A 12202-nucleotide genomic window follows, 5' to 3' on the forward strand; every position below is an offset into this window, starting at 1 on the left:
CACTTGGTCTATATCTAACTAAATCCCCTGTCTTATATAAACGCTTGCTGCTGCCGGATTGCCCTTCTCTATAAAACGGATTATCTATAAAGCGCTCTGCCGTTAACTCGCTTTTATTCAGATACCCCCGAGCTATACCTGCGCCACCTAGGTAAAGCTCACCAACACAATACATTGGACACAAATCTCTATTACTATCCAATACTAAAACTTCATTATTGATATTTGGCTTTCCTATCGGTACTACCTGAGCTGACTCCTCTAAAAGCGAAGTGTCCAGACTTGTAGCGGTAACCGTCGCTTCTGTTGGGCCATAGCTATTAATTAGTTTAACTGTATCACCAAAGCAGTCTCGATGTTTCTGTACCGTATGTATTGATAAAGACTCTCCCCCTACGACCACCATCCTTAATGAATTTGCCACTTCCATATTTGTGTGTTGAACTAGCTGCGCCCAAAATGCTGTCGGCAAGCTTGCTAAAGTGATGTTTTTATCATTACAAAATGCTATAAATTCCTGTAGCCCTTGCATACATTCTTCATTTCTTAGTGTCAGAGTACTACCTTGGCATAGGGCTCCAAAGCATTCTTCTATGAAAATATCAAATGACACCGTTGAAAACTGAAGTACATTATCAGACTCTGTAATGCTATACACTTCTCGTATATGCTCTTGATAATTAACCACTGACTTATGCTCAACCATCACGCCTTTTGGTTGTCCCGTTGACCCCGATGTATAAATTACATATGCTAAATGACTTGAGGTAAGCCCTATCTCCTCCCTATCTAGGTTCTCTTTACTGTAATCTGCACATGCATATCCCGTCGTATCCGCCATCCCATCTAAGCAAAGGACCGCACCTGCAAACTCTCCCAGTACATCCCGCTCCTTCGTACCGCTCAACACGATATCAACCGCTGTATCTGCTAGTAAGTAACTCAGTCGCTCTGCCGGATAATTCGGATCTAAAGGAACATACGCCCCCCCTGCCTTCAAGATACCCATTATCCCTATCACCATCTCCAGCGACCGCTCTATACACAACCCAACCAATGTATCCGGCCCTACACCATGCTCCGAACGTAGGTAATGCGCTACTTGGTTCGCTTTCTCATTCAACGCTCTATAACTTAGTGTACGACCTTCAAATACCACCGCCGTCTGCTCTGGCGCATTCGCTACCTGCCCCTCAAATAAATCATGAATACAGGCCTTCTCTGGGTAAGGCTGCGCTGTGTTGTTAAGGTCATTTATCAGTAGGTTTGACTCTATATCGGAAAGAAACTTAATATCAGAAAATTTCGAGTTATCGTTATTAGTGATTGAAAAAATTAGATTAACTAGACTTTCTGTCATTGAGTGAACCAACTCATCTGAAAGTACAGATTCTGCAAAAGTCCAATAAATACAGAGTCCTCCGTTACCCTCTACACATTCGATATCTAGATCAACCTCAATGTAGTCAGTTTCAGGCTCTTCTATTTCAATTCTACCATTACCAAGACGCAAATCCGGTATTTCATTGTTTTGAAAAGAGAAAAGTATCTGTATTAATGGAGAAATACCCTCAACCCTTTCTAACAAGCAATGACTAACAATATCGTCAAATGGCACTACTTGCTTATCAATTAAATCTAAAAATTGGAGGTTATGATATTTAACAGACTCAATAAACGTAGATGAAGTCTTGATTTTCGTTCTAAATGGTAACGTATTTACAAAATATCCGACCGTATCACTTAACGTTTCGGCCGATCTATTTGCTACAGGGATCCCCATAAGGATATCTTTGCTGTCACTGTACTTTGATAGAATAAACGACGTTGCTGTTTGTAGTACACTGAATAAAGTAACATGATGTATTTTACAAAAACTCTTTAATTCTTCATAACGTTGATGATCTAAATGAATAGTTTTACGTTTTGCCTTTTGTAAGTTTGATAGTGACCTATTAGTAGTAGGAAGACTATGAACTTGCGGAGCCCCTCTTAAGTATTCTTTAAAGAAAGACAGGTTGTCAGCGATTGCGTCTTGAGTTTTGCTACTTTGCTGCCAATCAGCATAGTCGATATACTGTAAAGGCAGATCTTTATTAACCTCGCTATTACTAATCAGAGCTTGATAAAACTCACTCAAATCTCTAACAATAACACCTATTGACCACCCATCAGAGGCAATATGATGAATCTTGATATGTAACTCAAATTGCTCAATGTCAGTTTGAATTAATAATGCCTTCAACATGCAACCCGATTCAAGTGTAAAGCTTGAGGTTTTAAATTTCTCACGTTCTGCATCAATATATTGAAATGAGTTGCTGCCATTGTTATATGGTAAATGATTTAAAAAGAATCCAAAGTCTTCAACGACTTCCTGAGTCAAGTATCCATTGCTCTCGTGATAGCAAGTACGTAAAATTGAATGGCGTTTGATTAGAAGCGTAAATGCATCTTCTAACGTTGAGACAGAAAGAGTGCCATTGATATGCAGAACACGATAAAATTGATAAAAGTCGCTTGATTGGTTCGAATTGGCTAAGAACCACATTTGGGCTTGTCCAGAAGACAATTTCCCAAGCTTCTGTTGAGGATAAACCCTTACAAATTCTTCATTCTCGGTTTCAGCATTTTTACTCTTTATATACGTAACTAGTCGTGCTTTATTATTTCTTATTTCCTCAAGCAGTGACTTGTCCATTTTTCCTTTTGGAGCATTTACTTTTAAGTTTGAGTTTTCAACCGATAAAGTCACACCGAGAACGGAGCACTTATCAATTATATTTTTTATATTCATAAAAAACCTAGTAAATTAAAAAACAGCAGATTCTTTTTCATTTAATGGAGAATCTGCTTCCTGATAAAACGGAGTTGACTCTACCACTTCCCCACTTTCTATTTTTATAATTTCATCACAACAGTGAAAGTATCTATCATCATGTGTGATCGCTATTATTGTCTTTCCTTTACTCTTTAAGTCCGGAATCACATAATTGTAAAATAAGTCTTTAAACTCTGGGTCCTGATCTGCAGCCCATTCATCCAAAATGTATATATCTCTATCTTCGATGATACCGATAAGAAGAGCTAGCCTACGACGCTGGCCATCAGAAAGCTTTATTGTCGAAAATTTGTTATCAACTAATTCCGTTTTCCCTTTCAACTTGAAGATATCCATATAGTATTTTATTCTTTCAACATCATTAGAACTCAGGCTATTATAAAAACCATTAAACAAATAATAGTCAGAATATATTGAATAAAACATCCCCCTAGCAGAAAAAATATTTTCGAGGTTAATCTCGTCACTCCCAAAATAGTAGGTGCCAGAGCTAGGCGTGTAATGCATTGACACAACTTTGCACAATGTCGATTTACCAGAACCATTACCACCAACAATGAAATAAACTTTACCCTTATGGAACTCGAGATTTTCAACAGAAACCTTAAATTTACGTTCCTCTTCCCCATAAGAATATTCAATGTTTTTCAATTTAATACTATTCCAACATTTATCTATTTCTTGACCTTCTTCATTTAAAACTTCTCCACTAGAATATATTTCATTAATTTTATTTAAAGAAATTTCACCTAGTTTCAACTGATTCATTAGACTAAGCACGCTTGCAATTGGACCTGTTATATATAGAAGAGCCATAACGACTCCATATGTACTCTGTTGCTCTACATCAGGGCCTTTAGGAAGTAAAAATATAACAATACCAATCGCGAAAAAGCATAGAATCTCACTTGAATTACCAGCTAAGTGAAGTATAAAATCACCTTTTTTTTCTTGTTTTAAAGATTCCAGAGTTGGGGACGTGATTTCACTATCTAAAAATTTCTCGGATTTTCTTTTATCTAGCTTTAATTCATAAGCACCAAACACTAAACCTCGAAATCCTTCCTGCATAACGTCTTTTAACTCTCTTGACTTAGAGTAAAATTTCTTAGTTCTACTTAATGGAAATTGAAACAAAACCAGCCCGAATATAATAAATAAAATTGTGTAGATAAATATCTCAAGATCAATTACAGCAAGATAAATAAGCATACCTATTGCTGTCACAGTTGAAACAAGTACCATTGGAATCGCGATAGCAGCATTTGTAAGTCTCCCCATATCCTCAGTCAGAACATTTAGAATGCGAGACAACCCTAACCCTTCGACATGCGCTATTTCAGAGCTATTTATCTTCCTCGAGAGATCTATTCTCAATCTAGCAACGGCAGTTTTAGCTAAATTATTGACAAGAATAACTGATGAAGCTTTGGTTATTAGTACCAAGGCTATCAATCCAAAAAAGAATGCCTCAACACTAATATGATTGGAAATGTAATTATGAGCTTTCGCCTCACCAGAAACACCTGACAATATACTCGGAATGATCAAAGCGTATAGGGCTCCAGATATGATACTCAATGAGATAGAAGCATATAACTTACTCGGTGAGTTTGAAAAAAGCAGCTTCATTAATGTTAAATCATTATTTAATTTCATAATAATCTCTAGATAATGAATTCATCAGTTTCTTCCTCTAACTCGTTACTTATTCCTCCGAGTACGGCCTGGCTTCGCTTAACTTGAAGCAACTCCTGATCAATTATCGACGCGCACCCTTGAATCGTCGAAGATTCAAAGAAGCTCTTAAGTGGTAGTGAAATATGGAAGTGCTTGTTTATCAAGTTTACCAACTTAGTTGCCATCAGTGAGTGACCACCTAATTCGAAGAAGTTATCCGTAACCGAAATGTGATCTAGCTCTAATACTTCACTCCACAGATTACTAAGGTAGATTTCGGTTTCGGTCGATGGCTCTATCGCTCCGGCACTGCTCACCGGCTTAGGTAGCTTCGTTCTATCCAATTTACCATTTGGATTATGTGGAAACTCAGTTAGATGCATATATACAGTCGGTCTCATAGACTCTGGAATTTCCTTCGCTAACGCGGTTCTAATTTCATCTTCGATAGCTGTATTAGAGCCATTTGTATATGTCGTGTAGTACAACGCGAATTTGCTATCGCCACTTTCCAATGGGACTACATGAGCAAGGCATTTTTTAACAACCTCTAGTTGGTTTACGATGCTCTCTATCTCACCGGTTTCGATTCTTATCCCTCTTAAACTGACTTGGTGGTCAACCCTTCCTAAGAACTCAAAATTTCCCGAACGGGTAAGTCTTGCTCTATCTCCCGTTTTATACAATCTCTCACCAATAGCGTTGTTGTACACAAACTTTTGCTCTGTTAATTCTGGTTTCCCAATATATCCATTAGCTAGTGATAAGCCACCAACGTATAACTCTCCAGAAACCCCCAGAGGCTGAGGCACTCCGTAGCTATTCATTGTATAGAACTTCATATTTGGATGTGGCTTACCAATACAGTACCCACCGCCGTCGTGTTCATGGGATAAGTATCCACTGCTGACAACTGAAGATTCTGTCATGCCGTAAAGGACTCTTACTATTACTTTACTACGCCAAGTGCTCAACTTAGTTAATAAAATCGGGGGAACCGCTTCCGCACCGACTAATAAGAGTCTTAGATTAGGATATAAAGACGGTTCTGATTCTATCATCTCAAGCCATGGCATCATTAGACTCGGAACCATATGCATAACAGTTACATCTTGTGTAGATGAGATTAATTTGGTTAAGTTGGTTACATCAGACTTTTTCAATATCTTTACTGTTCCACCTGAAATAAGTGGAACGAATGTCTCAAGTAAAGATACCCCAAACGCTTGTGAGCCAACCGTCGGCATCATATCGTCGACACAAAAGTTATATACATTACGATTGGCTTGGAGTGAGTAATATATACTACCATGTGGAACCATAACTCCCTTAGGCTTACCTGTCGATCCTGATGTATAAATTACATAAGCAATTTCGGACTCTTGAATACGGTGTAATTGTGCACTTCTATTGTGTTCTGTTAGTGATTCAAAGGTAGCATCATTGCCCTGTTTTATCAGGCTGTTAGGTGGTACGAGATCTTCTGAATACAGTAAAAGGTTAGCACCAGAGTCAGCTCTAATATAGTCTAACCGATCTTCTGGATAACTAGGATCAAGTGGTATATAAACATATCCAGCTCTCATTACTGCATACATAGTGACAACTTGCTTTAGGCTCTTTTCCATATATACCGCAATGGATTGTCCAGCAGCGATTCCACGTTCTTGTAAGCCTGCAATGAGTTTGTTTGCTTTCGTAACTAACTCTTCATATGTCAATACACTTTGTCCATCAACAACCGCTACCGCTTGAGGTTGGGAGTATCCATGGCTTTCAATAATTTCAGGATTACTTTTATAGTCGGCAAAATTACCTTTATTCACTCGCTGTAAGCTTGTTTCTTCGTTAAAAGTAAACTCATGTATGCTATCAAATTCATTATCCAAATGGTGCTCAATAAACTGAGCAAAGTAATCAAATAAGGCGTCAACTCTTGCTTTGCTTAAAAGTTCAGTATTAAATTCCCAATTAAGAGCTATTCTATCGTCATGAAAAGTGCTATGAACTGAGAAATCAAACTTGGCTACAGGCTGTCGGCTATCAAGCTTTACTACCTCAAGATCAGCCAAAGAAAATTGATTTAATGTATCGTCTTGCAAGACAAAGTGTACTTGAAATAAAGGGTTATAAGACGCATCTCGTTCGGTCCCGGCACACTCAATAATCTTCTCAAATGGATAGTGTTGATACTTTAATGCTTTTTGATTTTGTTCTTTCGTCGAATTTATGACGTGAGAAATGTCTGTCTTACCATCAAACTTATATCTAAAAGGGATTGTGTTGGCAAACATACCTACTGTTTTCGTAAATGCCCCAGTCGTCCTATTTGAATAAGGCACCCCGATAACAAGGTCACTTTCATCCCCTAATCTAGCCATAAAGCCGACAAATAGTGACTGTAATAGGAAAAATGCAGAAATATCATATTTTTTTGCCGAGTCCAAAACCTTGTCTTTCAACGAACCGATAAGATTATAACTAGCAGTATCACCATCAATTGATAGGGATGAGGGTCGATTGAACTCCAAAGGGAAGTTGTGACATTTTGGCGCATCCAATAATAAACTCTTCCAGTAATTTCGGGCCTCTTCAGCATCATCACTAGACAGGTAACTCTGAAACCACTCAGCATATCGGGCGTACTGATTTGGCGAGTTACTTAGGTCATCATTAAAGCCTTTTAGTTTCAATTTAAAGTTATAATACGATTCAGAGATATCCTTAGTTAATAATTTTGCTGAAAAGCCATCTGCAGCTATATGGTGAAGATTCAAGCTCAATATTTGCCTAGAAGGCGACTTTAGGAGAAAACACCTTATAGGCCAATCTTTCGTTAAGTCATATTTAAATGCTCCTTCTTGGGCGAGGAACATATCTACTTCTTCATCTTCCAGATCGATGACTTCAAAATGAACTTTATCGTCGTCGAACATTTCGATAACCTGAATTAATTCACTGCCATCGAGGCGATAGATTGTTCTGAAAATATGGTGCTTTTGGCAAATAGATGTTATGGAATATTTTAGCGCGTCTTCTGAAACTACTCCCTGTAATGAGAAGCAAATAGGCAGATTATAATAACTTTTATCTCCAACAAGTGATTCTAGAAAAAAAATGTCCTTTTGTCCGCTTGTTGCCTGTGCTTCATATTGCTCTAGCTGTAATGGCTTTGAACTTAACAAGCTTGAACACTTTGTATTATTGAGTAATGCTAAGATGTCTTCTTTGCAAACTTTGAGGTTTTCATAATCATTTTCTGTAAGCGCTTCAATATTTCCCGTTAAAAGTAATTCAGAAGCGTCACATTTTACAATGATTTGACGCTGAAAAAGTTCAACAATTAGTTCTTTTGCATTCATATTCTTACCGCCCCACGAAGATCACTAGAAGAGTTTTGTTTCACTTTTACGAGTGTTATCAATTGCGCCATCTCTTTGATGTTCGTACATTCCAACAATTCTGTTTCGTCCAAGTTAAGTGTTGCATAAAAGCTCTGAACATCGTCTACAATCTGAGTAGCTTGAATCGAGCTTCCACCTAATTCATAGAATCCCCTTTCAACACAAATATTAGGTAGTCCTAAAATTTGAGTCCATATCCTGTATATTTCATTCTCTATTGTTCCACTTGGCCTTACTGCTTGCTCTGAACCGACTTTATTGAAGATACTCGGTAATCGACCAGTCGTATATTGCTCCTTTGTTTCCTTTCTACGAATTTTTCCACTTGAAGTCATTGGAATTTTATACGGAGGTAATAGGATAATATCGTGAATTGATACACTATGTTCCACATACACGCTTCGTGAAATTTCTTGTGTCAAAAGCTTAAAGTTATTTGCGCGCAGTGCCTCACGCGTCACCTCAGTAACTACGACCAGTTGATTACCATACTCAAACGCTGCAGTATGACCTGGATGAATATCTCTATGACAATATTTAACTGTTTCTTCTATGTCTTGAGGGTAATAATTCTTGCCATTAAGAATAATTAAATCTTTCTTTCGACCGGTAATATACAAATCGTTATTGAATACAAAACCTAAATCTCCAGTCCTTAGAAAGTTTCTATCACTAAATCTGTTTAAAGTATTTTGAAACGTTTCCTTCGACGCCTGTTCTAATCCCCAATATCCCGGAGAAACACTAGGACCAGAGAACCAAACTTCTCCAATAACCCCTTCTTCTACCTCGATATTTGTATCAGGATCGACCACCTTTAATAAGTGCTCATCATCTGTGAAACCATTTCCCACAAATGTAAGGTTGTTATTTGAATTCTTTTCATTCACCTTCAATATGTTATCAGCCAGAGATGATTTATCTACCAATAGGGTACTTGGCGTGCCTATCCCATTCCCACCACTGATAAATGCTGTAGACTCTGCCATGCCATAACTAGGATAGAAGCTATCAAAGTTAAAGCCTACAGCTGAAAACCTCTCACTAAACCTTTGTAAAGTTTGATACTTGACTGGCTCTGCCGCATTATAAGCGATCCGCCATTGTGATAAGTCAATATCAACGAGTTCTTCCGTAGGAATTTTATCTGTACACAAATCGAAAGCGAAATTAGGAGCGCCAGCAATTGTACCGCCAAACTTTGTTATCGCTTTTAGCCATATAGCTGGATTTTTGACAAACGTAGCAGGTGCCATAAGCACAGACTTACACCCCAAATACGCTGGTAATAATACTGTGGTTACCAACCCTAAATCATGAAACAAAGGAAGCCAATTAACAAAAACATCTTTTTCGTTAGCACCCGAAAGTCTCTCCAGATACTTTGTATTGGCGAAGATATTATTTTGGGTGATTATTACCCCTTTTGGATTGCCCGTGGATCCCGAAGTATATTGGAGAAAAGCCGGTGCATCGACATCAATTTCAAATCCAGCTGGACTTGAATCCAACTCTTCAGATACCAAAACGCCTGTGCTCAAGAATTTTACATTACTTTTACAGTTCTCTTTCCACAAATTTCGTAGTGGAATAATGTCTTTATCAGCCGTTAAAGCAATCTTAGCGTTTGAAAGCTCCGCAACTTTAAATACTTTGTCAGCCTTACTGTTCTTCTTTGGAGGATACAAAGGTATTGCAATGACTCCAACCATTAAACATGCGAAAAAAGCTTTTATATATTCTATCCCCGGGGGAAAGAGAAGTAATGCACAATCGCCTTGAGCAAGATGCCTACTGATCCCATTCGATATTTGTTTAACTTCTTTGTACAATTCAGCGTAAGTTATGGTTGTGGTTGGTGATACCAGATCGGTTAAAAATTCATATGCAATTTCATCTGGCTTATTTAAGGCATTGTATCGAATACAATCAACAATATTATTTACCTGTGACATTTTTAAAACGCTCCACTCGCTTCTAATTGTTGGAAAAGATCTTCTATGTTGTTTTTCTCGAACCCTGAATCTTCTGCTCTTTTCTTTATGAATTCGATCATCATCCCACTATTACAATCTCTCTTGGTGAATACCTGTAGCAAGTTTTTCCCCTTAATTATACTGGTAGCGAATTCCATGCCTTTTTTTTCAAGTGTACTTACTAGTGCATCGATATCCTCTACTTCTACAGCGATATGCTGCACACCTGGACCGTACTTTGAGATAAATTGGCTCACTTGAGACGACTCGCCAGTGCCCTGTATCAAAACAATATTAAAACCATGAGCATCTAATTCTGCAGATAGCATTCCTGAGAATTCACCACATACCTCCCTTTTTGCAATTAGCTCAAATCCTAGGACTCCTTGATATAAAAATAACGCTTCTTCTAAATCCAACACGGCAATAGCTATATGGTCTATCCTCGCGGGAAGTTTATATAATTTCTTCATGATTGAGCTTCTTATAGGTATATTAAATTACAACAGTTAAAGGTTTTGTATCACTCACCACAACTTCTCCTACAGCGCTTTAAGATTCAAATCAGTGGATAGTTAAATACTCTTATTGATACGCTTTCTCAATACATCAGCCTAAAGTGATGAGTAGGAATATGTCCGCTAGACACTCACTTCTTCACTTTCTAAAACATCTCACACGTGAGACAAACACTAAAAATGCTTTAAAGACAGAACTCTTTTTTCTAAACGGCGACTAAACAACATTAGTTGTTACACATTTTCAACGCTAATAAAGCTAAATTGCGGAGCAATAAAGAAAATTCGAGTGAGAGGCGTATACCTGCAACAAGTTTTTATTTTGGCCTATGATACTAACTTAGATATTTGGAAAGCGTCAAGGTCACATGACTTTCTTTTAAACAAGTTATAGACAACTCACTAACACAAATGCTAATTTAAGAATGCAGTAATGAATTTAAATCCCTACTTATTATAGTACAGAGCGCACCTACCTTTGGGGGTGTAAGAAAATATTTTGATGCATCACACAGGCTAAAACCTCGAATTTGACACAGGGGTATTGCACCTGTTTGCGAACTAAATTAGAACAATCAAAATTTAGAACTTAACTTTCAAAAATAACTGACATTCGAACAGGAGCAGATCTATGGAAAAATTAGAACGACGTGAAGTACTTAAAAAATTAGTTATTGGTACTTCAGCTTGTTTTATCGCGAAAGGGGCATTGGCAAATGAGCCGACACCAACAGAAATGGAAGGTCCATATTATCCAATAACTCCACAAGATGATAAAGACGCCGATTTAACTCAAATCAAAGGAAAAACTGGAACTGCAAAAGGTGAAATTATCGAAGTCTTTGGCAAAGTTTATGATAATGATATGACCCCATTGTGCGGAGTAACTGTAGATTTATGGCAAGCTAATTCATTTGGAAAATATCATCACCCACACGATCCAAATGATAAGCCAATAGATGAGAACTTTCAGTGTTGGGCAATTCTAAAAACTGATAACCAAGGAAGATTCAAAATTAAAACGGTAATGCCGGGAATGTATCCAATTGAAGGAACTGATATGATCAGGACACCTCATATACACTTCAAAATTAGCAAGAATGGTTATAAATCATTGCTAACGCAGATGTACTTTCCTAATCATCCCGGCAACATTGAAGATCCTCTGATTTTAGATAGGACGGAAAAGGAAACTGAAATGATGACTGCGAAGGATGTTTCTTCTGAAAAATCAGAGTATAAACAATACCAATTTGACATTATTATAGAAAAAATTAAACCAGTAAAGCGAGGGGATAATGAGCAAAAGTAAAAAGCTAATCGCTTTAGGAATTTTTATTGAGATATTAGCAATCGTATTTCTTAGCTATGTAAACCCATCAATAATTAAGCTTCCACTTAATCATGAGTTAGTTTCTATCATGTTGTTTTTTATCACTTTAATAGGCAGTTTGCTTATCAACTATAGAGAACGCACGAACTATGTTTCCAATGGAGCCTTAGTTGGAGTTGTCATGATCCTAACCTACATTGTCATTACTGTTTCAGCTGAATTAGCTGGAGTCTATCAAAACACATATGATTTGGAGTACTGGGTAAAGCATTTAGCAAAAGTAGCTGGTGGTGTATGTGGAGGACTCGTTTTTGTTCTTTTCAGAAAAAACAGATTAAAAGAAGTAGAAGCAGATAACATTAGCTAATCCCCGATGACCCCAAGACATTTGTGATAAAAACTTGCAGCTCGAAACAAGGCCGAAATGTAGACATATTATGGTCGCATTT

At 37.5% G+C, this 12202-nt stretch carries 7 protein-coding genes; 2 read left to right on the forward strand and 5 right to left on the reverse strand.

Annotated elements, in window-relative coordinates:
• From MHN30_RS15085 to MHN30_RS15105, 5 genes are all read right to left on the reverse strand, one after another.
• Window positions 1-2701: amino acid adenylation domain-containing protein (locus MHN30_RS15085; RefSeq protein ID WP_239360184.1), on the reverse strand; the 2701-nt coding region annotated here is incomplete at its 3' end.
• Between the two features lie 111 nt (window positions 2702-2812).
• Entirely contained in the window at window positions 2813-4501 is a 1689-nt protein-coding gene (locus tag MHN30_RS15090; RefSeq protein ID WP_130165906.1) for a cyclic peptide export ABC transporter, read from the reverse strand.
• Window positions 4502-4509: 8 nt separating this feature from the next.
• The gene (locus tag MHN30_RS15095) at window positions 4510-7884 is read right to left on the reverse strand and encodes a non-ribosomal peptide synthetase (protein WP_130165905.1); all 3375 of its coding nucleotides are present in this window, start codon (window positions 7882-7884) and stop codon (window positions 4510-4512) included.
• Window positions 7881-9881, reverse strand: coding sequence for an AMP-binding protein (locus MHN30_RS15100; RefSeq protein WP_130165904.1), 2001 nt, complete (start codon window positions 9879-9881; stop codon window positions 7881-7883). Before MHN30_RS15100 ends, MHN30_RS15095 begins: the two co-directional genes overlap by 4 nt.
• A gap of 2 nt (window positions 9882-9883) precedes the next feature.
• Window positions 9884-10375 (reverse strand): VOC family protein, encoded by a 492-nt coding sequence (locus tag MHN30_RS15105; RefSeq protein ID WP_130165903.1) that lies wholly within the window; start codon window positions 10373-10375, stop codon window positions 9884-9886.
• Window positions 10376-11051: 676 nt separating this feature from the next.
• Here MHN30_RS15105 and MHN30_RS15110 point away from each other — a divergent pair.
• A complete protein-coding gene (locus MHN30_RS15110) occupies window positions 11052-11732 on the forward strand; it encodes a protocatechuate 3,4-dioxygenase (RefSeq protein ID WP_130165902.1) in 681 nt (226 codons plus the stop codon).
• Window positions 11719-12120: a hypothetical protein gene (locus MHN30_RS15115; protein ID WP_130165901.1), complete on the forward strand. Its 402-nt coding sequence runs from the start codon at window positions 11719-11721 to the stop codon at window positions 12118-12120. The genes MHN30_RS15110 and MHN30_RS15115 overlap by 14 nt, the downstream gene beginning before the upstream one ends.
• The last annotated feature ends 82 nt before the right edge of the window (window positions 12121-12202 follow it).

The organism is Pseudoalteromonas sp. OF7H-1, assembly GCF_022347825.1.
In the GTDB taxonomy this organism is placed as follows: Bacteria; Pseudomonadota; Gammaproteobacteria; order Enterobacterales; family Alteromonadaceae; genus Pseudoalteromonas; species Pseudoalteromonas maricaloris.